At 59.2% G+C, this 22,892-nt stretch carries 25 protein-coding genes and 1 pseudogene; 15 read left to right on the top strand and 11 right to left on the bottom strand.

Going from position 1 to position 22,892, the window contains the following annotated elements; translation table 11 throughout:
* Window positions 1-10: 10 nt before the first annotated feature.
* Window positions 11-922: a LysR family transcriptional regulator gene (locus AWB77_RS22610; RefSeq protein ID WP_061136678.1), complete on the bottom strand. Its 912-nt coding sequence runs from the start codon at window positions 920-922 to the stop codon at window positions 11-13.
* 121 nt (window positions 923-1,043) lie between these two features.
* On the opposite strand from AWB77_RS22610, the gene AWB77_RS22605 reads away from it, so the two are divergent.
* The 3 genes from AWB77_RS22605 (at window position 1,044) to AWB77_RS22595 (ending at window position 4,033) form a co-directional block, all read left to right on the top strand.
* Entirely contained in the window at window positions 1,044-1,775 is a 732-nt protein-coding gene (locus tag AWB77_RS22605) for an SDR family oxidoreductase (protein WP_061136677.1), read from the top strand.
* A gap of 106 nt (window positions 1,776-1,881) precedes the next feature.
* The gene (locus AWB77_RS22600) at window positions 1,882-3,141 is read left to right on the top strand and encodes an MFS transporter (protein ID WP_063936542.1); all 1,260 of its coding nucleotides are present in this window, start codon (window positions 1,882-1,884) and stop codon (window positions 3,139-3,141) included.
* Window positions 3,142-3,781: 640 nt separating this feature from the next.
* The gene (locus tag AWB77_RS22595) at window positions 3,782-4,033 is read left to right on the top strand and encodes a DUF378 domain-containing protein (protein ID WP_061136676.1); all 252 of its coding nucleotides are present in this window, start codon (window positions 3,782-3,784) and stop codon (window positions 4,031-4,033) included.
* 311 nt (window positions 4,034-4,344) lie between these two features.
* On the opposite strand, the gene AWB77_RS22590 is transcribed toward AWB77_RS22595, so the two are convergent.
* Entirely contained in the window at window positions 4,345-4,923 is a 579-nt protein-coding gene (locus tag AWB77_RS22590; RefSeq protein ID WP_082852729.1) for a response regulator, read from the bottom strand.
* A gap of 67 nt (window positions 4,924-4,990) precedes the next feature.
* Between AWB77_RS22590 and AWB77_RS22585 the strand changes: the two genes are divergently transcribed.
* The gene (locus tag AWB77_RS22585) at window positions 4,991-5,287 is read left to right on the top strand and encodes a DUF6723 family protein (RefSeq protein WP_061136674.1); all 297 of its coding nucleotides are present in this window, start codon (window positions 4,991-4,993) and stop codon (window positions 5,285-5,287) included.
* Window positions 5,288-5,738: 451 nt separating this feature from the next.
* Here the strand turns inward: AWB77_RS22585 and AWB77_RS22580 are convergent, their stop codons facing one another.
* Complete coding sequence (locus AWB77_RS22580; protein ID WP_157694883.1) at window positions 5,739-6,107, bottom strand: response regulator; 369 nt, start codon at window positions 6,105-6,107, stop codon at window positions 5,739-5,741.
* A gap of 128 nt (window positions 6,108-6,235) precedes the next feature.
* A complete protein-coding gene (locus AWB77_RS36000; protein WP_157694882.1) occupies window positions 6,236-6,430 on the bottom strand; it encodes a hypothetical protein in 195 nt (64 codons plus the stop codon).
* 92 nt (window positions 6,431-6,522) lie between these two features.
* Here AWB77_RS36000 and AWB77_RS22575 point away from each other — a divergent pair, with 92 nt between their 5' ends.
* Together AWB77_RS22575 and AWB77_RS35995 are read left to right on the top strand one after the other, a co-directional pair.
* Complete coding sequence (locus AWB77_RS22575; protein WP_061136672.1) at window positions 6,523-6,735, top strand: CsbD family protein; 213 nt, start codon at window positions 6,523-6,525, stop codon at window positions 6,733-6,735.
* A gap of 49 nt (window positions 6,736-6,784) precedes the next feature.
* Window positions 6,785-7,042, top strand: coding sequence for a hypothetical protein (locus AWB77_RS35995; RefSeq protein ID WP_157694881.1), 258 nt, complete (start codon window positions 6,785-6,787; stop codon window positions 7,040-7,042).
* Between the two features lie 263 nt (window positions 7,043-7,305).
* Here the strand turns inward: AWB77_RS35995 and AWB77_RS37505 are convergent, their stop codons facing one another.
* From AWB77_RS37505 to AWB77_RS22555, 5 genes are all read right to left on the bottom strand, one after another.
* Window positions 7,306-7,695: a ProQ/FINO family protein gene (locus tag AWB77_RS37505; protein WP_082852727.1), complete on the bottom strand. Its 390-nt coding sequence runs from the start codon at window positions 7,693-7,695 to the stop codon at window positions 7,306-7,308.
* 141 nt (window positions 7,696-7,836) lie between these two features.
* Complete coding sequence (locus AWB77_RS35990) at window positions 7,837-8,679, bottom strand: HNH endonuclease family protein (protein WP_157694879.1); 843 nt, start codon at window positions 8,677-8,679, stop codon at window positions 7,837-7,839.
* The gene (locus AWB77_RS22565) at window positions 8,676-10,106 is read right to left on the bottom strand and encodes an AAA family ATPase (RefSeq protein ID WP_074168938.1); all 1,431 of its coding nucleotides are present in this window, start codon (window positions 10,104-10,106) and stop codon (window positions 8,676-8,678) included. The genes AWB77_RS35990 and AWB77_RS22565 overlap by 4 nt, the downstream gene beginning before the upstream one ends.
* 711 nt (window positions 10,107-10,817) lie before the next feature.
* A complete protein-coding gene (locus AWB77_RS37230) occupies window positions 10,818-10,949 on the bottom strand; it encodes a hypothetical protein (protein WP_279616192.1) in 132 nt (43 codons plus the stop codon).
* Window positions 10,950-11,295: 346 nt separating this feature from the next.
* A complete protein-coding gene (locus AWB77_RS22555) occupies window positions 11,296-11,529 on the bottom strand; it encodes a hypothetical protein (protein ID WP_061136668.1) in 234 nt (77 codons plus the stop codon).
* Window positions 11,530-11,649: 120 nt separating this feature from the next.
* Here AWB77_RS22555 and AWB77_RS34650 point away from each other — a divergent pair.
* Window positions 11,650-11,922, top strand: a pseudogene (locus AWB77_RS34650) (tyrosine-type recombinase/integrase); the annotation flags it as partial.
* A 45-nt stretch (window positions 11,923-11,967) separates the two neighbouring features.
* Window positions 11,968-12,207: a DUF1488 family protein gene (locus tag AWB77_RS22545; protein WP_061136666.1), complete on the top strand. Its 240-nt coding sequence runs from the start codon at window positions 11,968-11,970 to the stop codon at window positions 12,205-12,207.
* Window positions 12,208-12,811: 604 nt separating this feature from the next.
* Here the strand turns inward: AWB77_RS22545 and AWB77_RS22540 are convergent.
* Window positions 12,812-13,402, bottom strand: coding sequence for an HD domain-containing protein (locus AWB77_RS22540; protein WP_061136665.1), 591 nt, complete (start codon window positions 13,400-13,402; stop codon window positions 12,812-12,814).
* Between the two features lie 67 nt (window positions 13,403-13,469).
* A complete protein-coding gene (locus AWB77_RS22535; protein WP_061136664.1) occupies window positions 13,470-14,207 on the bottom strand; it encodes an ABC transporter ATP-binding protein in 738 nt (245 codons plus the stop codon).
* Between AWB77_RS22535 and AWB77_RS22530 the strand changes: the two genes are divergently transcribed.
* Genes AWB77_RS22530 through AWB77_RS22500 form a run of 7 tightly spaced genes read left to right on the top strand, consistent with a single transcriptional unit; the run spans window position 14,184 to window position 22,892 of the window.
* The gene (locus tag AWB77_RS22530; RefSeq protein ID WP_208601548.1) at window positions 14,184-15,611 is read left to right on the top strand and encodes an ABC transporter substrate-binding protein; all 1,428 of its coding nucleotides are present in this window, start codon (window positions 14,184-14,186) and stop codon (window positions 15,609-15,611) included. The two genes, AWB77_RS22535 and AWB77_RS22530, sit on opposite strands and share 24 nt — an antisense overlap.
* 39 nt (window positions 15,612-15,650) lie before the next feature.
* Complete coding sequence (locus AWB77_RS22525; RefSeq protein ID WP_061136662.1) at window positions 15,651-16,418, top strand: ABC transporter ATP-binding protein; 768 nt, start codon at window positions 15,651-15,653, stop codon at window positions 16,416-16,418.
* Window positions 16,419-17,330, top strand: coding sequence for a branched-chain amino acid ABC transporter permease (locus tag AWB77_RS22520; protein ID WP_061136661.1), 912 nt, complete (start codon window positions 16,419-16,421; stop codon window positions 17,328-17,330).
* Window positions 17,330-18,421, top strand: coding sequence for a branched-chain amino acid ABC transporter permease (locus AWB77_RS22515; protein WP_208601547.1), 1,092 nt, complete (start codon window positions 17,330-17,332; stop codon window positions 18,419-18,421). Before AWB77_RS22520 ends, AWB77_RS22515 begins: the two co-directional genes overlap by 1 nt.
* Complete coding sequence (locus AWB77_RS22510) at window positions 18,418-19,119, top strand: GntR family transcriptional regulator (RefSeq protein ID WP_082852726.1); 702 nt, start codon at window positions 18,418-18,420, stop codon at window positions 19,117-19,119. Before AWB77_RS22515 ends, AWB77_RS22510 begins: the two co-directional genes overlap by 4 nt.
* A gap of 33 nt (window positions 19,120-19,152) precedes the next feature.
* Window positions 19,153-21,183, top strand: coding sequence for a hydantoinase/oxoprolinase family protein (locus AWB77_RS22505; RefSeq protein ID WP_061136659.1), 2,031 nt, complete (start codon window positions 19,153-19,155; stop codon window positions 21,181-21,183).
* A gap of 11 nt (window positions 21,184-21,194) precedes the next feature.
* Entirely contained in the window at window positions 21,195-22,892 is a 1,698-nt protein-coding gene (locus AWB77_RS22500; protein WP_061136658.1) for a hydantoinase B/oxoprolinase family protein, read from the top strand.

Here is a 22,892-nt window from a genome sequence, read left to right as displayed (position 1 = left end):
CGCTTTGGCTTCAGCGCAGCGGAAGCCAAAGCGGTCCGTGCCACGCTTTCAGCGCATCAAGAAACGCCTTCAATTTCGACGGCATGAAGCGCCGCGTCGGATAAACAGCATGCACGAATATTTCCGGTGACGACCACTCGGGCAGCACGCGCACCAGTTCTCCGCTGGCAATGTGCGGATCGCAATAACTCGACGGAAGCAGCGCGATGCCGTGCCCCCGGAGCGCGAATGCACTGACGATGTGGAAGTCGCGTGCTGCGACAGGCCCACTCACGTGCACCCTGGCCGTTTTGCGGCCGCTGACCAGGTGCCATTCCGTCTCATTGTTGCGGGCGTTGATCAGCACGCAGGGGTGCTGGCTCAGCTCGTTGGGGCGAGAGGGAAGGGGATGGTTTCGCGCATAGTCGGCTGAGACGACCAGTTGCCGCACGCTCCTTCCCACTCGCTGTGCAACGAGACTTGAGTCCTGCAATTCTCCGAAGCGAATCGCAACGTCGACGTTTTCGGCGATCAGGTCGATGAATGCGTTGGTGAAATACAGATCCACCAAGATTTGCGGATAGTCCTTCAGAAATGCCGACAGGAACGCGTAAAACGGCTCCTGTTCGAGCATCACAGGACCGGAGATGCGTAGCACGCCCTCCGGCTTCTTCTGCGTCTGAGTAATGACGCGCTCCGCGTCGTACAGATGGCTCAACGGCTCGCTGCATTGATCGAAGTAGGCGCGACCCTGTGACGTCAGGCTCAGCTTGCGCGTCGTGCGTTGCAACAGCGTGACGCCGAGCCGTTCTTCGAGCGCGGTTACCTTGCGGCTGACCGTTGAGACAGGCATGCCGAGCGCGCGCGCGGCGCGGCTGAAGCTCTCGAACTGTGCCACCCGCACAAAGACGGCGACGTCGTTGAGGTCGGCGAGTTGGGTCATGTGCAGCTCAGCGGTGATTTTTGCGACGGTGGAAAAGACATTCCATATATTCCAGTCTACTCAAAAATCTTCGGTGGGACGAGACTGCTCCTCAAGCAGTCCAACTTCCTGGAGAGAAATCATGGCAAACAAAGTCGTCGTCATTACCGGTGCGTCGAGCGGAATTGGTGAAGCCACCGCCAAACTTCTTGCATCCAAAGGTGCTACTGTCGCACTGGCCGCTCGCCGCCTCGACAAGCTGCAACGCGTTGCCGCGGAAATCCTGGCGAAAGGCGGGCGCGTGTCGGTTCATAAAGTCGACGTGACGGATCAAGAGCAGGTCAACCGCTTGATCAGTGACGTCGTAGCGCAACATGGCCGACTCGACGTCATGGTGAACAACGCGGGTCTGATGGCGATCGCGCCACTGTCACTGCGCAAGACCAACGAGTGGGACCGGATGATTGACATCAACATCAAGGGCCTCCTGTATGGAGTCGCCGCGGCGCTGCCGGTTTTCGAAAAACAGCAGTCGGGCCACTTCGTCAACATCGCGTCGGTCGTGGGTCTAAAGGTCTTCAGCCCGGGAGGCACGGTTTATTCCGGAACGAAGTTCGCGGTCCGCGCAATCTCCGAAGGTCTCCGTCACGAAGTGGGCGGCAACATCCGCACGACCGTCATTTCACCGGGCGCGATCGACACCGAACTGAAGTTCGGATCGGGCCACGACGACAGCCGCAATTTTGTCGTCGACTTCTACAAGATGGCGATTCCAGCGGACGCGATCGCGCAAGCCATCGCTTACGCGATCGAGCAGCCTAGTTCGGTCGACGTCAACGAGATCGTGATTCGTCCCACCGTTCAGGACTTCTGAAGCGCGGCACTGCGGTGGCTGGGCGCCGGCGGCAAGAGGGCTTCGGACCCGTCCGCGCGACAGTCACTGCGAAGCCAGCGCGAATGACTTTATCGAGGAGTTGATCATGCCCGCAGCAGTGTTTTCTCTCGCATTTGCCGCGTTCGCAATCGGAACGACGGAATTCGTCATCGTCGGCTTGTTGCCCGACATTGGAAGAGCGTTCGGCATCTCAGTGTCGACGGCCGGTTTGCTGGTGAGTTTCTACGCACTGGCCATTACCGTCGGCACGCCTGTGGTCTCGGCCGTGACCGCGCGCTTGCCGCGCCGCGCACTGCTGCTCGCGCTGATGGCTTTCTTTACGCTATGCAATCTGGCAGCCGGACTTTCGACAGCCTTTCCAGCGCTGCTCGTGATCCGGATCGTGATGGCGGTCGCGCACGGCGTGTTCTTCGGCCTCGGGACGACCGTTGCTATGTCGCTGGTGCCGTCCGAGAAGTCGGGCCGGGCCGTGGCGATCATGGTCAGTGGCCTGACGGTCGCGATGGTGACTGGCGTGCCTGGCGGAACGTGGCTCGGCGATCTGATGAGCTGGCGGCTGCCGTTCCTGGTAGTGGCTGCCATGGGCGCGCTGGCGACCATCGGTCTCTGGCGGTTTTTGCCCGCGCTTGCGGCTCAGCGCAGCGCCGGGACCGTTCTCTCGCAGCTCGCTTTGCTGAAGAGCCAGGCGTTGATGCCGCTCTATGCGATCGCAGCACTCGGTATGGGAGCGACGTTCGCAGTGTTCACTTACTTGTCGCCGCTGTTAGCTCATGCCACGGGATTCCGAAGCGAAGGCGTCACCCTCGGGCTGATGGTATTCGGACTCGGCTCTGTAGTGGGAACGATCAGCGGAGGGCGTTTATCCGACCGATATGGCCCGAAGCTCAGCATGAACATCGCGCTGGCCGGCATCGCCGCGTCGGTCGGCACGCTCTTGCTCACCGCACACCACCCGGTGCTGGTGTTGGTCAACCTGTTTGTCTGGGGTGCATTCGCCTTCGCCGTTCCCCCCATCATGCAGGCGACTGTCGTGCTTGTGGCTCGACGCGTGGCGCCCGAGGCAGTCGGTACGGCGGCGGGGCTCAACGTCGCAGCGTTTAACCTCGGCATCTCTGGCGGGTCTTTCGTCGGCGGACTGACGCTGGCAGGCGTCGACGTCCTGACGACGGTGTACGCCGGCGTGGCTCTGGCGGTGGTGGGACTCGTGGTTGTCGCGAGGTATCGATGGTCGGAGCGTCCGGCGGTCGTGCGTGCTCGAGACGCCCTCGGGCGGTGCAAGGATGCTGTTGTTTGCCGTGCCCAGCAGGCCACGAGGAGTTCTAGCCTCGCTCGCCGCTCGCCATGAGTTCGGTCCACAGAACGATGGCCACGTTGCGCTTGGCTGGCAGTGACGATTACGCGCCTGTTCGGGTGATTGGGTCGCGCCCGACCGGAACGGGAACGTCGACGATCGCCTTAAATCGGTCCGCGATAATCGATGTCATGCTGTCGCCCCGACGTGGACGAAGCGGCGCGTCTCCTACCGCACGCGATGTGGAGCGAACTTCTTCTGAACTGCGCGGCCGCTGCGGTGCGCGCGGGGAAGAATTCCGGATGGAGTAGCGCGGCGAGGCGCTGCCCGACTGCCAGCCTACGTGGGCACGCCGAGCCGGCTTAGCTCGATAAGCTCGGTCAGCGATTGTGAAACGGTGCCTTCGGGCAGGCGCGAGAAGTTGCGCCGGCGCATCGGCACGGCCGTTGCTAAACAACTTTGGAAGCAATCGCATTCACACACTGCAGTCCCGATGAATGCACGTAACGACCCTCGTGGCGGGGCCCGCCGCGTCAAGCCAGCGCACTCTCGCGCTGAGGCTCGTAGCATCGACCGACTGTAAGTGACGTTCTGACGCTCCTCTCAGTCGCTGCGAGACAACCCACTTTTCGGAAACGGCTTGCTGCGCTCACGCGCCGCAGGAAGACACGCGTCGTTCAACAAAGGAGTCAATATGCCAACGGTTACATCGGAAGGAAGTGTCGTTCACCGTAACCCTGTCGACTGGATCGCGGGCGCGCTCGTCATCATCGGCGCGTTGAACTGGGGCCTCGTTGGTCTCGCACAATTCGATCTCGTAGCGGCCATACTCGGCACGGGCTCGGCCGCCTCGCGCATCGTGTATGTGCTTGTGGGACTTGCCGGACTCTACATGCTGTTTCGCGCGTTTGTCCCGGCGCGCGGACCTCGGTTGACGCATCGTTGAGCCATGCGGCGCACGCGTCTCGCTTCTTATGCGCAGCAGGACGCAGCATAGTTGCCCGACACGCGAGGAGCGGGTCCGTGCTCGAGACGGTGGTCCCGTTCCCGCGTATCGGCGGGGTGCTCGCGCTTGCAGCCCTAGGGGTGCATTAGAGCATGTCAGAAGCTCGTTTGTGGCTTGCAATACGTACCGCGCGGCGTGTTTTCGTGGGAGGCGCGCCGTGTTGGTGCTGCGGTCGTGTCGGTTCTGCGCCACCAAAACTCAAGGCATCCTATGCGCCTCTGTCAGCCGACCGCTTGCCGCTGTGATTCCAATCATTCGGCGACCCTACGAGCGAAGTCCGCCAATCCGCGCCAGTGAACGTGTTCAACCGCAACCAGCAAAGGAGCAACGAGCGCCAGCATTTTCGATTCGCTGACATCCGTAGGCTTAACCAGGTATGCGTTAACGCCTTGTTCGTAGCAGCGGCGCAGGTCGCGCGGTTCACGTGAAGAAGTCAACGCAACAACGGGTAGTGAGATGCTCGGCGTTCTGCGGATTTCCTGCAGAACAGCAAGACCATCGATCTTTGGCAGCTTGAGGTCCAATAACTCGAGCGCCGGGTCGTCGTTGAGGCGGTGTTTCCAGGCACCCTCGCGCCGCAGATACGCAAGCGCCTCTTCGCCGTCGCGGGCGATGGCCATTGCGCACGTTTCACAATACGGCTCGAGAGCGATCTGCGCGAGGTCGAGGTCGTACGGATTGTCTTCGATGAAGAGAAGCGATTTCATGATGGCGGGCACGGTATCGGTCCAATATTGCACCAATGACCGATCCGATCGCGCTCCGCAGCCAAGCGAATGGTGGGCGGCGGTGACGGGTGTGCGCTCTGCGGTTCGCACGGCATTGGACATGGAGCAGATTTTGCGTCACGTAGCCACGCACTAAAGGGCTCAACGTGCCCGAGTCGTGCCTTTCGCCATGGACAACAATAGCCTGCGCCGGCCCAAGCTGGTCTTCTTTCCAACGAAGCGCCCCGAGCCGACTGCTGGTCGTTCGGCGGAAGACTACCGCGTGTACGCGTCGTATCGTCCGGGCACCACAGGGCGCTTCATGGGTACATTGAAGGTCGTACGTGTGACGGACGGACGACTGCTCTTTCCTTTTGACGGCGCCGAGGAAATCGGTCCTTTCGAGACCAAGGAGGCGGCGCGAGACGCCGCGTCGCGTCGCGGTATGGAAATCGTCGAAGCGGACCTCCATTCACCAGAACTCTGACCGAATACATGGGGACGTCCACAGGAGCGACTTGCTGTCTTGTATCAGGCAGAAGGCCGGCTGTCAGAACTGCTTTCAGAGGCCGTATGAAACTGATTCTAGGAAATGCCTGCCTGTGCGCGGTCACTGTCGTTGTAATCGGCATTGCGCACGCGGCTGGAACGGAAGGGCAAGGGCCCTCCGCATCGAGCTCGAAAGAATCTGCAGCTTCGGGGCAGGGAGACGGTCGGGTGAGTGGACAAGGATCCGCCGGCGGCATGCAGCCGTCCACGCCGGGAGGCAATACCGGGAACACGGCGGATAGCGCCCGTTCTCCAACGCAAGAATCTTCGGGCGGTAGACAGCCCGTCACGCCTGCCACACCGTCGAGTGGTGCCAATCACAACGCGTCCGCCCGGAAAAGCAAGTCCGCCTCCGACTAGAACGCGTGACCCGCGACACAAGGCGACGTTTAAGTGCCGGCGGGCCCGACCGGCGCCATAAACTCGATGAGTTCGAACAGGCAATGCAGAGTGTTCCCTTTTCGGCAGAACGCGTCGATCTGCGCTTGTTTGCCGCGTTCGACAACCTCAGCTTCGTTGAGCGAGCTATACCCGATGATAGGAACCGCGGCGAAGCAGGCCGATTCACGCATGGCCGCAGCCACCGCGAATCCATCACAGAGCGGCATCTCAATGTCCAGGACGACAATGTGTGGTCTGAATGTTTGCCGTGACGTCAATGCTTGCCGTCCCCCTTCGACAACCGTTGTTCGGAACCCTTCGAGCGCCAGAACGGCCGCAAGCGCCTCCGCCCCGGCGCGATCGTCATCGACAATCAAGACAGCGACGGGCGGAGTAACGCTCGGGAACGATCGGACGCTCCACATACCGGAAGGACGCGAAGAGCTGGGCTGCATGTTCGGAACGACGGGTTTTTCAAGAAAACAGCAACGGCTATGCCGCAGGTTCACTTGCTGGTTTTCGAAAAACCCAGGTTCCTGAGGACGTTTTGGGCGTCGCAGCGAGCGGCTTCTTCGTTCGCGAATGCTTCCTTAGAATGAAGAAGCACGAGCGATGGCCCGCCGTCGGGATCGACCGCCAGTGCGATCCAGATCCAGCCGCCTGGCTGACGTTCAACCCGGATTTCCGGAGCATCGGACACGGTTAATTATCTCCCTCAGACATCACCGGAGTCGGCACTCTCCTTGCGAGTGTAGTCAAGCCTGCGATCGGCAGGAATTCAGGAGAACCGCAATGAATGAGGACCAAGTCAGGGTCGGCGAAAAGGTGAAGGGCAAGATCAACGAGGGCGTCGGCAAAGTAACAGACGATCCCGCACAAGAAGCGAAGGGCGACGCACAGCAAATTGCTGGCGAGGCAAGAAAACAAGTCGGCAACGCCGAAGAGGATGCAAAAGACGCAGCCAATGAGGCGGTGGATCGTGACCGCGGCTCCGATGCACCGTAATCGACTAGTTCAAGAATGAGGGAAGCCGTGTAAGGCTCGGGAGAAAAACATGAATCGCATCTCAGCTCTGTTAAGCGTCCTCCTTGTAGCGGCAAGCACGAACGTGCCCGCGCAGACCACGCAAAAGGCTCCGTCACCAACGCCTCAGAACGGCGCCACGAAGAATCAAGTGACCGACAGCGCTTCCAGCGGGGCAAGCGCCTCGGGCGGCCCGACACTGATGCAGCAACGTGAAAAGGGCATGTCGCCGGATGGCGCTTCGGGGACGGACGCGACCGGCAAGGCGACTGGGAAAATAAAGCAATAATGCTCCACGCCCGTCTGCGACGCGGACCTGTCGGAGACGGGCTATCGAGTGCTAGAGGTCGATCCCGTAGCGGAGGACGGAGAGCGCGAACGGTTCGCTCTATCCAGCCGGGAGGCCCGCGACGCTCCCATCAACGAGACTCGTGGAATTGCGACAACCGCCTTTAATTTCCGACGGCCCTCTTATCGAACGATCGTTCGATAATTTGTATTATGTAAAATATAGTCTGCACCAAAGCGTGTGTCCGCCGTCAACGCAGTTGATCATGTCGATGCTTCGCAATCTTTCGCCCTGCGCGCGAGCCGAGCTTCTCCTGACTTGCCCCGTGCTACGCCAGTGATTGCGCCGCGACACCAGAGCTTAACGCCATTACGAGCGTCTCGCTCGCTCAGCGCAAGCGACGCCGCTCGGCCAAGCACATCCTTGCGGATCCCAAGCTTGAGAGAAACCTTCGGTGCGGGACTGTGCGGAAAGCCGTGCGGAAAATCTCGTTGCAGCGTAGTGACTGCGCGCGTGGCCGCGTCAGCCAATACTGGCGCACGCTTCGGTGGCCGCTTAATTGCCCTTTCGACGCCTACTGGCGCCGACGTCCGGCGCGGTGCGGCCTTTTTGCGCTTCGGCAACTGCCAATCTGGGAAGCCGGATAGATGCATGCAGACCGTTTCGACGTCACAAACAAGAAGCTTGCAAAAGGCGTCGGGGCATACATGCACGGAAGAAGCGCATTCATTAAGGACGGGTTGAACTTTCTTCACCCCGCCAGCGAGCGGGTTTTGCTTGGCCGACAGCGCTAATTAATCGATGAGACCCCATTGTCGAAGAAAGAAGCGCTTCATCCCGGCGAACGGCTGATCGTTATCTCCCATTCTCTGTATGCGAGCCAGCATCTTTTTCTGAGCTGATGGACTATACTTACTGTCCTGAAAGAGAGATACCATAGTTTCAAGACTTTCATAGTGCAGAAAACGTACCCGCAACAACTCCGAACGATTGATGCCCAAGAATTTCTCTGCAGCTACGACGGCTTTCGTGGAGCGCACGCTGCCTTTCCTCGGGACTACGTGGACCTCTTTCGTTGACTTAGTAACCTTCCATCCAAATAGTTTCTCTGGCTGACCTTGATAAGGGTTCGGCAAATGTGCTAATTCACTACGGAACAATCGCGTTATCGCATTATCTTTATGTACGAAAGGATCTGGGGACAGCGATTTCGCATACGAAGATAATTTAAGGACATCTGTTGGTAGTGCGCGCGGAAGCTTCGGCCTAGCTAGTCGCTGTTGGTCCACCGGGAAATTCGCACCCTTGTATGATTGATTACATACTTGACAACTGAAAGCGAAATTGTCGTAACAGTAGGAAAGCCACCAATAATGATCTTTAGGTCGAAAATGCTCGACGTCACCGTAGGCAACGGTAGCAGTATCTGCTTCGCAATAAGCACATTTGTTATGCGATTCAATCTTCAGCGAGTTCTTAGCAGTTTTCCATACATGACGGGATTTGATCTTAAAATCAACGCCCTTCCCTGGATCGGAAAAATAGTATCCCAGAAGCTTTTCGAGCTTTTCCTGAAGGGCAGCACCAGTAAAACCCTTCAAATGAGCTTCATCGCGAATGCGGGTAAGTCGGATCATGCCTTCGCGCTCCGCCGCTTCTTAGGTGTGGACGCGCGTGAAGGTCTTTCGGTTGCGCGTTGCTCAGTCGGAGCACGTCCTACAATTCCTTGCATGGAGTCACCCTTAGCCTCTAGACGTCTACGCATCGCGCGCAGGTGTGTGGGTGAGATTACAGGTTTAGGCGAATGGCTTGCCTGGCCAGTTTTGCGACGCGTGTCGGTAAGAACGCCAAGCTTCACTAGTTCGTCCTTGGAGACGGTCCATTCAGGAAGACTGCTAAGCTCCGTAGCGAGATTGCGAAGACGCTTTTCTTGATTTGCGGTTCGTGAGTCGGTTAATTCGAGTCGCCTTGCTGCCGCGCGCTTCTTTTCAACTTCCAGGGAGTCCATCGAATCAATGCCGAACATTGGACTCATGATGAGCTGATGGAGCAGCATCGTTTTTGGCTCTCCAACAAACGGTATGAGCTCGGGCGCGTTCGTTCGAGCATGCCGTCTGATTACATAAAGATCACCCTCTGAACTTTGCTGCGCGGTCTGCGGCGAGTGGGTCGTTGCGATGATCTGGAAGTTAGGTAGAGTTTTATCGAGAAATTGAACGAGTCTACGTTGCCAAAGTGGATGCAGATGGAGATCAAGTTCATCGATTAAGAGAAGTCCCGACGCCATTAATGGATTTATAGCATGCGGCAAAGTCTGCGTGATCCGAAAGAGCAAGTCCCCAAACCATGCAGCCATACTTTGGTAACCGTCCGAAAGCTCGCTCAAAGCAATCGGCCCATCGGTCGTACGGAACATGAGTTTACCTCTCACGCGATCGATACGAGCGAATTCCATACCGGGCAACAGCGTATTGAGCGAATCACGGATCGCGGATAATCCCTTTGCGCCTTTTCGGTAATGTAAATCAATGGCCCAATCTTCAAGGGAGATTAGGGGAAATTCGGGCAGAAACATTGTCGCGAAAGCGCCCGCTCGTGGTGATCGCGTTAGCCGGCTCAACCCAGTGACGCGCCTACCGGCAACCGGTAATCGGCGGGAGACGCCATAACCCAATGCTACTGCTGACTCAGAATTCTGCTTCAGGGACTGGTCGAATTGCACTAACGATTCACGATTGCGATCTAAGATCTCCGACAGCGTATCGCCTCGGCGCATTTCCAGCGAAATATCTAAATGGCGCCCCGGTTCAAATTCGATTGTCGCAGATATCTTGCAACTCGGACGTCCATGGCGGATCCATGCATCAGGGTCACTTAGCAAGTCGGCCAAGCCATCTCCGCCCGCGAGCACCAAGGCGATGCACCGGAGGACGGTACTTTTGCCGCACCCATTCTCTCCAAGCAAAAGGGTCCATCGACGCGCCGTTGGCTTGTCACTGGAAAAGTCCAGCGTCATCTTCGCAATCGACCGAACGTCGGTAATCGCAAGCGATATCAAGTGCATAGAATAAATGTCTGGTGCGGAGTCAAGAGCAAGTCCTCCACGAGGTTAGTCTGAGTGTTCGAGCGGTGGTTTCGTGGCTCACGATAGTGCAATTCGGGGCATAATGTCGCGGAACCCGTCGCCACGGGTCTGCCTAGTCATCCGATATTCCCGTAAGCTCATTCGAAGTCCATTGCTACAAAGCCTGCCGAAAGTCGCTTAGCTACTTCTGCAAGACTCGTTAGCATCGAAACTCTCACGGCAACGATACTCAGAACAGCGACGCGCGGAGCCGGAATAAACATACTGAATGCCCCAGTCTCCCAGCGAGCCAAGCAGTTGACAATTTCGCACCGGGCTCAGGTGGCGAGTGAAGGCACGCCGCGAGATACTTTAGTTACGGTTCTATTTATAGAAGGTTAGCACATCCGCTTCACCAGACCCTGCGAGAGTAGCGGGATCCGATCGCGAAGATCGCTGAGGCCAACAACCTACGGTGAGCGAGTCTGGATGATCGCCCCTTTTATGCGATCTCTTACGGCTTTCGGGGCGCCGACCCGTCTGCGGCACTGGGTTGTCGCCCTTGAGATTTTCGGGCAGGCGGACCAATCGAAGTCCTTTGTCCTTCTGAATTTTTTCGGACCTAGCCGCCATTTTTCGACTTAAAGTACGTCAGATAGTCATCCACTACTCGCGCTTATAATGGTCGGCTAGGCGACTGGCATGCAGATTCTACTTCTCGACCAACGCGGTCGCCTCCGGGTGCGCGGCGAAGATGTGCTCTGCGTCGGAAAGGAGCGCAACATAGCGAAGCGCAAAGAAGCTCATCAGCACGCGCACGGTACTTACAGACGTCTTGGTCATTGCAGCCTGCTGTTAGAGGTCACGTGCAGCCCGCATCTGCAAGATGCTCAACCAGCTCGTAAGGGTGGTAGCCGCACAGGTAGCTATTTAGTTCTCGAATGTGTATTGCACTGGATGCAAGCCGTCCTCGACACCAATTGCGGCCCATGAGCGCCCACTGCGCCAGTTCGCTTTCAAAAATGCATCGCGTTCTTTTTCATATACAGTAGCCACAGGTGATGCTTCTGCATCTCGGCGCGTAGGCTCTCGATGCTCGCCCTTTCCTCCGCGAGCCTTTGCTTAATCTCGAGAAGCGGCGCGCTAGCCGTTAAGTTCTGCCGGTCCAGCAAGCCCGCACATTGCCAAGTCACGCACATTGCCACGTCATGTTGCGAAATTCCGAGGCGAGGTGGTAGTAGAACTTCAGCGCCAGAACCTCCGCATCGTTCATCCACAACGCGCCTACTGAGATTTGCTTGCCAGCTTGACAGTTCGTTAATTGCACAATCAGATTTAGCAGCAACCGGGACTCGCCGGTTTCCGCTTGCGCGACGGTCCCGTTGCCGGCCGTAATCGCGTTCGGGAAAGTCAGTTGCCCCATGGCGCTCTCCCGGTGTTTCCTGATTGTCGTCGGTTTCACCGAACTTGCTGCTGTGAACGCGCTTCTGCGACGTAGTGTGTTAACCAAGCTGGTACCCCCGCTGCGCCTTGGAACACGCAGACGTGCACGCCCTTAACGCGCGCCGCCCTGCATGCGATCCTCAAGGAGGTGTTTGCAGGGGCCGCCGCTCGACTTCGTGAGCGCGACAAGACATCTGCGGCGCGTGCCGATCTGCTGGAAAAAGCTTCGGATCATTGGCTTCGCCACAGCGCTGGATCGCACATGGCTGATCGACAGGTAGACTTGCGGATGGTGCCTGACACGCTCGGACATGCCTCGCTCACAGCGATGGTAATCACTTTGAAATGCAACTTGCGACATATCGCCTGCTGACGCCCTGATTTAATTTTTGGCTACGCCGCTTCCCCAACACTCCTCATGAAAGTTCCTGTTCCGGAAACCCAGATCGCAGCCGATAAAAGCAATCTCACCTTCATTCTGCCTCGGCGCGGGGAGCCAGTGACGTGCACCGTCTCTCGAGCAGCCCTTGCAGCGTATTTTGGGCTCGCCCCGAACACAGACGATGCGCGGACGCTGACGGTTTTCAGCAACGGATTCGGCCGCATTTCCGCCGTCGCAGAGCGAAAGCTCCTCGCGCATCCTTCCACCGACTTGTAGTTATCGGCACCTGACGTCGCAAAGGGCTGATTCGCTTAAGTCGAGTGCACGAAACTCGATGTCCTGGGAGTTCGCCGAACTGACGATTAGTTGCATTCACAAAAGGATCGACTGCTACCCGGCGGCGGAGAAGACATACGCTCACGACGTCCGCACCGAAGGCTCGAGCCGAACCCGTCGCGATGCGCGACAATTAGTGCTAGCGTCGATTGCGACGATTGCGACGATTGCGACGATTGCGACGACTCCAACTACATCCACGGTGAGGACGCGAAAAGAGCGTGAGGGAGGGAGCGGCTTGCCAATTGAGAAGCCACGCGAAGGCCCGCTGCCCCGGTCCGTCCAACAAGAATGGTGCGGCGTCAATGTGTCTGGTTGCGCGGATAACCGCTCGCTCCCGCGGCCATATCATATGTAATCCTGACGATAACGCACTGAATTGGTTATGCCAAATATACAACATAAGGCGGCCTAAGGCCGTGATGGCAAACCTAAAGTCATTGCGGATGATATGGACGGTCATGCGGATCACGCTCCCCATTATGTACCTGCGGCGCCGATACGACACCTCGACTTCGACGGTCCAAATTAAACGCGAAAGCTGTCACGAAGACGTGTAGATCGAGAACGGTTTCCTTGCAAATATCACGCGGACCATCGGCTCGAAAAACTCAAGCGGCAGTGCCTCGCCGTCTCTCGCGAACGCCGGCGCATCGTACTTAGCGCAAAACTCCTCCGTGCGCTCGAACAATTCGGCTTCGTTGCGAAATTGCTCGCGCATGTTGCGATCAAGACCCAGGTACTGAAAGTAGTAATACCCCTGGAAGATCCCATGATTCTGGATCATCCAAAGATTTTCCGCCGACACGAACGGCTTGAGTATCGCCGCAGCAACATCGTAGTGGTTATAACTTCCGAGCGTATCGCCGATGTCATGCAGCAGCGCGCACACGACATATTCTGTATCTTTCCCGTCGCGATGTGCAAGCGTGGCTGACTGAAGGCTATGATCGAGACGGTCGACGGGGAATCCCCCGAACTCGCCCTTTAGAAGCTTCAAATGAGCCAGCACGCGCTCGCCGACCGAAGAGTCGTACGGCACCGCTTCGCGGCCGATGATGTCCCAGTCGCGCTGCGTGCTGGTCTTAATGTCCGAGAACGTGGCCAGTTCGCCGGTGGGCTTATCGGATTCCATGGTGACCTTCAGTGTGAGTTGAATTATCGATAGCGCTGCATCGCGCCGATTCGCGCGCAAGCTTGCCTTACGCGCTTGTCGCGAGCAACGCGTGCTCGCCGTGATAGCCGAAGTAGGCGTTTTCGAGCTCCAGTCCGTCGCCGATCTCCTCGCGGGACTGGCTCAACACGATGCGGCCGTTTCGTAACACGGCGATCCTGTCGGCTAGGCCAAGCACGCGGGCGGTCGACTGCTCGATTATCAGCAGTGTCATGCCACGCTTCTTAAGCGCCTTCAGCGCTTCATAAACCTGATCGACCACGAGGGGCGCGAGACCCAGCGACGGTTCGTCGATCATCATCAACTTCGGCTTGAGAAGAATGGCCCGGGCGATCGCAAGCTGCTGCTGCTCGCCACCGGAAAGATAACCTGCCGCGCCCTTGAAACGCTTCTTGAGAATTGGAAAGGTGTCGAGCGCGGCGTCGAGATCGGCCCGCACCTCGGCCTTATCTTTTCGATGCATGCCCGTGAGACGCAGATTCTCCTCGACACTCAGCGTTCCGAAAACGTGCCGGCCTTCCGGCACCAAAGCCAGCCCGCTCCGGCATAGATCCTCGGGCTGCGCCCCGACAATGCTCCTGCCATCGAACGCAATCTCGCCGGCGCGCGGCGCTAGCAATCCCGAAGCGCATTTGAGCAAGGTCGACTTGCCCGCGCCATTCGGTCCGACCACGAAAACCAGTTCGCCCGCCCCCACCGAAAGGCTCACGCCCCGCAGCGCCTGAAGCTTGCCGTATGACGCATGAAGATCCCTGAATTCGAGCATTCCGACACCCCCAATTTGAAATTATTGGCGCAGACCAGCCTTGCATCGACTCGGCGACCGGTTGCCCCAAGTCAAAAGAAAGCGCTTGACACAACTTATTGTGCCCATAAGACTCGCATCTGTCCACAGTCCACAATCCACAGAGGACAGGAAGTCAAATCAGCCCAGTGCCCTCGGAGAGCAAAAATGCGCAACAAATGCTGTCGTTTTCTTGCCGGAGCCGTCATCGCCGGACTGTCGTTGCTAGGCTGCGACGGCAGCGCGTCCGCCGCAGGCGCGGAGCCCATTACGATCGGTTTCGCGATCGCCCAGTCGGGCTGGCTGGAAAATTATGATTCGGCGCCCTTTAAGGCGGCCGTTTTGAAGATCGACGAGATCAACAAGGCGGGCGGGTTGCTCGGCCATCCGCTGAACTACAAGGTCATCGATACGAAAACTGATCGCGAACGCTCGGCGAGTGCCGGCGCAGAGCTGGTTCGCTCGGGCGTGAAACTGCTCGTCGTGTCGTGCGACTACGATTTCGGCGCGCCTGCGGCGCTTGCGGCGCAGAAAGCGAAGATCATCTCGATGAGCCTCTGCGCCGCCGATCCAAAGATGGGCGCACAAGGTGTCGGCGGTTACGCCTTCACGGCGAACAGTGCCGCACAGTCGGAAGGCATCGCGATTGCCGAATATGCACAGAAGAAGCTCGCGCTGAAGAGCACCTACGTGCTGGAAGACACGTCGATCGAATATAGCAAGTCCGGATGTGCGGGCTTTCGTGCCGCGTGGTCCAAGGAGAGCGGCAAGGATTCGATCCTTGGCAACGATGTCTTCAAAAACGACGATCCGTCCATCGCCGCGCAGATCACACGTTTGAACAGTCTGCCGAAGAAACCGGACTCGGTGTTCGTATGCAGTTATACACCGGGCGGGGCTTCGGCCATCCGTCAGTTGCGCGCGGCCGGCATCAACGTGCCGATCCTCGGCACCACCGCGATGGTCGACAACTACTGGCTCGGCGCCGTACCTCAGCTCAAGGACTTCTACGTGCCCGCCTTCATGTCGCTCTATGGCGACGACCCGCGGCCGGCCATGCGAACCTTCGTGTCGGAGTTCAAGAGCCGCTGGGGTCAGCCGCCGGTGTCGTCCTACTCGGTGCTCGGCTATAGCTTGATCGAGCAATGGACCTATGCCGTTACCAAGGCGAACTCGACCGATTCTGACACCGTGCTCGCTGTGATGAACGGCTTCAACAACCAACCGTTCCTGGTCGGTCCGACCACTTATCGGAAGGATCTGCACATCCAGGTGAACCGTCCGTGGCTGATCATGAAAGTATCGGACGGCTCCTTCCGCGCTGTCGAGATGTATCAGAACCAGTTCACGCCTGACACCAAACTGTTATTTCGTGTCGGCAGCTAGAACCGGCGATGGCTTCCGACTTCCTGAACAGGCACTGACATGAACGCTGACAGAAGCTCACAGTTAATCGCGCGCGATGTTCACGTCTGCTTCGGCGGCATTAACGCGCTGAGCGACGTCAACCTCACGCTGCAACAGGGAGAGGTCTACGGCCTCATCGGTCCGAACGGCGCTGGCAAGACGACCATGGTGAACGTGCTGAGCGGTTTCCAGCGGCCGACGCAAGGCAGCGTGCAACTGGACGGAGCCGATGTCGGACTCAGGGGCCCGCATCAGGCAGCGCGCATGGGCGTCGGGCGTACCTTTCAGGCAGGCCGGCTCTTCAAGGAGCTGACAGTGCTGGAGAATCTAACCGTCGCCGCGTTGTCGTCCGGGCTCGGCAGCCGGGAAGCGAAAACCCGTGCCGGCACGATCCTGGATTGGATGGGCTGCAGCGACATGCGCGCGCGGCGCTGCGACAGCTTGTCCTACGGCAACGAGCGACGCATCGGCATCGGCAGGGCATTGGCGCTCGCTCCCCGCTTCGCGCTCCTCGACGAGCCCGCCTCCGGCATGAACGACGCGGAGTGCGACGCGCTCATGCACCTGATCGCGTCAATCCCACGGGAGTTCGGCTGCGGGGTGCTGCTGATCGAACACAACATGGAGGTCGTGATGGGCGCATGCGAGCGAGTGCACGTGCTCGACGGCGGCAAGAGCCTCGCGGAAGGCGGCCCGGCCGAAGTGATGCACAACCCGGATGTGCGCCGCGCGTATCTCGGCGACAAGGCCGCGGCGAAAACGTCCCACACCATGAGGGCGGCCTGAATGTATTTCGTCCAGACAGTCCTCGATGCGCTCGCGCTAGGCAGTCTTTATGCGCTCGTCGCACTGGCGATCGGCTTTGTGTTCGGCATCATGCGGCTCGTCAATTTCGCGCAGGGCGACTACATCACGATCGGCGCCTATGCGCTCATCGTGCCGGGCACGGCGGCCGCGCCCACCTTGCTGTTCGGCGCGCTGCCGATCCCACTGATGATGCTCGCGGTGGTGGCGACCGTGGCGATCGTCGCGCTCATGACCGAACGCCTAGCGTTCCGCCCGATGCGCCGCGCCAATCCGACTACGCTCCTCGTGTCGTCGTTCGCAGTCAGCTACTTCCTTCAGCACCTTGTGATGCTGGTCTACACCAGCCGGCCCAAGTCGCTCGACATCAGTCACGGGCTCAACACCGTGCTGAACTTCGGCCCCCTGCGTGTGCAGGGCACGCAGATCTTCAGCCTTGGCGTCTGCACCGTGCTGCTGACTGCTCTGCTTGCCTTCCTGCGGCTCACGCCCATGGGCATCCAGATGCGTGCCGCGGCGGAAAATGTGCAGGTGGCGCGCCTCGTCGGCGTGCGGGCGAACCGCGTCATCGCCATCGCGTTCGCGATCAGCGGCGTGCTGTCGGGCGCGGTGTCTCTGCTGTTCGTGATGCAGACTGGCACGCTCGATATCCGTCTTGGCACCCTGCCCGTCATCTATGCATTTTTTGCGACCGTTATCGGCGGCATGGGTTCGCTTGCCGGCGCCGTGCTGGGCGGGTTCATCGTCGGCTTCTTCGGCGTGTTCCTGCAAGCCTATTTGCCGGCAGATCTGCGTCCCTTCCGCGATGCCGGCGTATTCATTCTTGTCATCGTGATGCTGCTCGCGAAGCCCAACGGCCTCATTCCGAACAGCACCAATCGGGAGCGCGTCTGATGTCCACTCCACAAAACGCGGTGCGCAGTGACGCCGGTCCGAAGCCTGACGCAGCCGGTTCGATGTTAAGCGCGTGGTCACCCATGCTGCTGCTGGCGATTCCATTGCTTGCCGTTGCGTTTCTCGCTCACGATGTCGGCGGACCGCAGGTCGAGAGCATCGTCACACTGGCGTTGATCCGCATCGTTGCCGTGGTCGGGCTGTACATCTTCATCGGCAACTCCGGCATCATCTCGTTCGGGCATATTGCCTTCATGGGCGTCGCCGCCTATGCGACCGCGTGGCAAACCTGCTGCGAGATGCTTAAGCCCATGGTCATGCCGGGATTGCCTGGCTTCCTACTGGGCCATAGCGTGCCGATCTGGCTGTCCGGCGCGACTTCGGTCGGCACAGCGACGCTCGCGGCCCTGGTCGTCGGCCTCGTCCTGATGCGATTGTCGGGACTTGCGGCTTCAATCTCGACGCTTGCCATCCTGTTCATTTTCCACACGATCTACTCTAACTGGGACAGCGTCACGATGGGCACCGCCTCCGTGGTCGGTCTGCCCGAATTCGTAACCGCACCGCTTGCTGCCGCCGGCGCGACGCTCGCCCTACTGATCGCCTTTCTCTATCAGCGGTCGCGCTGGGGCCTCTTGTTGCGGGCCTCGCGTGAGGACGAAGTCGCGGCGAAGGCATCGGGCGTATCGCTCTATGTGTCGCGCCTCATCGCATTCACAATCTCCGGCGCTGTGATGGGTCTCGCCGGCGTCTTGCAGGCTCATTTTCTCGGCAGCATCTCGACCGATGCCTTCTTCCTCGACCTGACCTTCATCACGCTGGCGATGCTCATCGTCGGCGGCACGCGCAGCATGGCAGGCGCGGTCGTTGGCGTGGTCGTCGTGCAAGGCATCACGGAGATCTTTCGTGCGCTCGAAGGCGGCGTCACGCTGGCAGGCACGTCGGTTTCGATCCCGAGCGGCGTACAGGAACTCGTTCTCGCGGGTGCTATGTTATCGATCCTGATCTATCGCAGCGACGGTCTCATTGGCGGCCGTGAGCTGTCGATAGAGAACTTACTGCGAAAGATGCGAGGCCAGCAAAAACCATGAATCCTACTTCCTCTTCCAGCTTTGGCGATCGTCAAGGAAATCACAGCAACATCATCGACAACCGCATGCTTTCTGAACAGGTCGCGACTCACCTGTTCCGGCTGCTGGTGAACGGTACGTTGCGAGGTGGGCAACGAATCAACGAAGCGGAACTGGCGCGGGAACTCGGTATTAGCCGCAATCCGATTCGCGAGGCGATCAGAAAGCTGGAAGAGCGGGGCCTGCTGGTGTCGTCGCCAAGACGCGGCACCTTCGTACGCTCCTTCTCAAAGCAGGACATGACCGACATCTTTTCATTCCGCACCGTCGTGGAAGCTTTCGCGCTGAAGCAAGCGCTGCCCCGCATGACCGATGAAGATCAGGCCGGGCTGCAAGGCATCGTGCAGCGCATGCAGGACTGCGCGACCGCGCGCGATGAAATGGGACTGGTCGAGGCCGACATTGGCTTTCATCAACGGATCTGCGAGCTGTCCGGAAACAGCCAGACCTTGCGCGCGTTCATGAATATTCGCGCGGAAGTGCAGATGTCCATCACGCTGGTCGAGCACCGCTTCGAAACACTGGAAGATGCGGCGGTCGATCATATTCCAATCGTCGAAGCCATTGCGACGCGCAACATGAACAAAGCAGTCGAAGCCTTGGAGTACCACATCAAGGATTCCTGGGCGCGCATCAGCGCGGCCTACCCCGAAAATTAGCCGCATCCCGCGGCCTGGATCAAGGAGTCACTCATGCAGGGCACCGATATTATCGGCATCGACATTGGCGGCACGTTCACCGATTTCGTCGCCTATGATGCAAAGACCGGAAACATCTCGAACTGGAAGAACCTGACGACGCCAAAGGATCCAATTCAGGGCGTGCTGGAGGGTCTGATGCTGCACCCCGATGTCGCGAGCGTGAGCAAGATCCGGCTCGGCACGACCATCGCGACCAATGCGCTGCTCGAGCGACGCGGCGCCAACGTGGCCTACGTCACGACCGAGGGATTCCGGGATGTGCCTTTCATTCAGCGAGGCGACCGCCGTAGTCACTACGATATCTCCTGGATCAAGACCCGGCCGCTGATCAAGCGCCGCAACGCGTTCGAGGTGACGGAGCGCATATCCGCCACTGGCGAAGTGGTCACGGAGTTGGACGAAGACGCCGTGATCGAAGTCGCGAAGCGCATTAAGGAAGACAGTTCCATCGAGGCGGTCGCGGTCTGCACCCTGTTTTCCTATATCGATCCCACGCATGAGCGACGCATTCGCGAGCTGCTGCGCGCCGAATTGCCCGAGATGCCGATCTCTATTTCCTACGACGTCGTGCCCAAGTGGAAGGAATACGAGCGCGCGTCGACGACCATTGCGGATGCTTATCTGAAGCCTGTCGTATCAAAAAATTTTCGCCGCATGCATCATCATTTCGCGGAACTGGGTGTTGGCAACAAGGTCGGGGTCATCAAGTCCAATGGGGGCGAGTCCACGCTGCACCGCGCCGCCGAAAGCCCGGTGCAGATGTCGCTCTCGGGACCGACAGGAGCGGTAGTCGCAACACGCGCGATCGCCCAGTTGAACGGCGTGAATAATCTCGTCGTATTCGACATGGGCGGCACCTCCACCGACTGCGCGACGGTCGTCGACGGTAAGGAACATGTGACGACGGACTTCGAGATCGAATGGGGTCTTCCGATTCAAATTCCAATGATCGATATCCATACGATCGGCGCGGGCGGCGGCTCCATTGCATGGATCGACAAGGGCGGCATGCTGCGCATGGGTCCGCAGTCCGCCGGCGCTGATCCCGGCCCCGCCGCGTACGGTCGCGGTGGACTGGATGCCACGGTCACCGACGCCAACGTGGTGCTGGGCCGCATCAGCCCCGACAACTTCCTGGGCGGCAAGATGAAGCTGGACGCCGATGCGGCGCGCCGCGCGGTCAAGACCATCGCCGATCAACTCGGCCTCGAAGTCGATGCGGCTGCCTACGCGATGATTCAGATCGCCAACAACAACATGCTGGGCGCGCTGCGAACCGTGTTGCTGCAACGCGGGCTCGATCCGCGGGATTTCACGCTCGTCGGTTCCGGCGGCGCGGGTCCGGTGCATCTGTGCGATCTGATGGAGATCAGCGGCATTCCGCGCGGCATGGTGCCGAATTTTCCAGGTCAGTTCTCGGCCTTCGGATTTGTGATGACTGACGCGCGCGTCGACCGTCACCGCACCGTGCAGCAGATCTCAACGCGCTTCGACATGGAGCGCCTAGCGCGTGCCATGCGCGAACTGGTGGACGACGCCCATGCCGAGTTGAAGGAACAAGGCTATAAGGACAACATCGAGATCTACCGTTCGGTGGAGGCCCGCTATCTCGGGCAGAACCATGAACTCGAGGTGGTGCTTGATTCGAACGATTTCGGTCGAGCAGACGGCGTCGCGCTGTGGGACAAGTTCCATCAGCAGCACGAGGCACGCTTCGGTTTCGCGATCCCAGGCGAGGCGATCGAAGTCGTCACCATCAAGGTCACGGCTGTCGCCGCATCGGGCAAGCCAGAACTCAGGATGCTGCCGGAAAGTGCCACCGCGCCGCAGCGCAACGGCAGCCGTCGCGTGCGCTACGAAGACGGCTGGCTGGACACGCCTACTTATGATCGTGCGGCCCTGCTGCAAGGTCAAACCATCGAGGGACCGGCGATCGTCGAAGAGAACGCGTCCGTGACGATCCTGCGGCCGAAGCAGACGCTGCGGGTCGATCCGTACGGCAATCTGATCATTACCGCATGAGGAGCAAGCAAATGGATCTCGTTACCATGAACATCCTCGAATCGACGATGGTCTCCATTTGTCGCGAGATGGGCATCACCCTGATGAAGACGTCCTACTCGACGATCTTCAACGAAGCGCTCGACTTCACCTGCGGTCTTGCGAATACTGACGGAGAAATGATCGCAGTGGCTGACTATTGCCCCGCGCAGATTGGCGGCATGCCGCTGCTCGTGAAGTCCTGCCTGAAGGAAATCGATCTCGACGACCTCGGCGAAGGCGATGTCATTCTCCATAACGACCCATATCGCGGCGGCTTGCACACGCCAGAACACACCTTCTTCAAGCCCATCTATGTGGAAGGCGAACTGGTGGCATGGGCGGTTGCCATCGGCCACATCGCGGAAGTCGGCGGCATGGCGCCTGGGGGCTTCTGCGGCGAAGCGACCGAGATCTTCCACGAAGGGCTGCGCATTCCGCCGGTGAAGGTAAAGACGCGCGGCAAGGACAATCGCGACATCTGGAAACTGCTGCTCGCTAATGTGCGCACGCCGCGCGCGAACTATGGCGATCTGCGCGCGCTGATCGCGGCGGTGGATCTCGGCGAAAAGCAGTTCAAAGGCGTGTTAGCAAAATACGGCAAAGAACGCGTGCGCGAGAACGTTAGCGATCTGCTGCTCTATTCGGAGCGACGCATGCGCGCAGAGCTCGAAGCGATTCCGGACGGCATCTATGCGTTCACCGACCACATCGAGAGCGATGGCATCGACGCCGGTCGCCGGTACGAAGTGCGGGTCGAAGTTCACAAAACCGGCGGCAATATCGTGGTCGACTACACCGGGTCGTCGCCGCAAGCAGCGGGACCGATCAACGCGACGCTCGGCGTGGCGACATCCGCCGCCTACAACGCGATCCTGCACATGACCGACCCGTCGATTCCCCGCAATAGCGGCTGCTTCCGGCCGATCAGGATCGTTGCACCGGGCGGGACAATCGTGAATGTGGACTTCCCTGCACCGGAAGTCGGGGGCAATACAGAAACGCATCCGCGTATCGTCGGCGCGATCCTCGGCGCAATGGCAAACGCGGTGCCTAATCGGGTGATGGCCGCAGAAGGCGCCACGCATTGCAACTTCGTGTTCGGCGGTGTTGGTGCGGCGAGCGGTGAATACTTCGCGTGCTACGATCTGGAAGCGGTCGGCTGGGGCGGCCGTGCGTTCGCCGACGGCAACGACGCAGTCGACTCAATCAATGGCAATTGCCGGATCACGCCCGTCGAAGTCTATGAAACGCGCTTTCCGTGGCGGATCGAGAAGCTCGCCTTCAATCAGGACTCCTGCGGTGCAGGCGAATACCGCGGGGGCGTCGGCTATTCGAAACAGATGCTCTGTTTGAATGAACTCATCACCGTTTCGCAGATGACCGACCGTCATGAACTGGCGCCGTGGGGTCTTAACGGCGGACTTGAGGGCGGTCTCGGTGCAACGCTTGTGAAGAAGGCTGGAGCATCGGCATGGCAAACCATGCGTGAAGCGTACGGCAAGGCTTCGTCGAGCCGCTATTCGAACGTACCGATCAGACGCGGAGATCGCGTGACGCTCGTCACGCCGGGTGGCGGAGGCTATGGCGACCCGAAGAGCCGCTCGGCAGAAGCCGTGTCGGCAGACGTTCTCGACGGATACGTGTCGGCCGACGCCGCCCGCAACATTTATGGTCGCACGGAGGCTTAA

Source organism: Caballeronia fortuita (assembly GCF_001544835.2).
Classification (GTDB): Bacteria; Pseudomonadota; Gammaproteobacteria; order Burkholderiales; family Burkholderiaceae; genus Caballeronia; species Caballeronia fortuita.
This window is presented reverse-complemented; position numbering and strand designations above follow the sequence as displayed.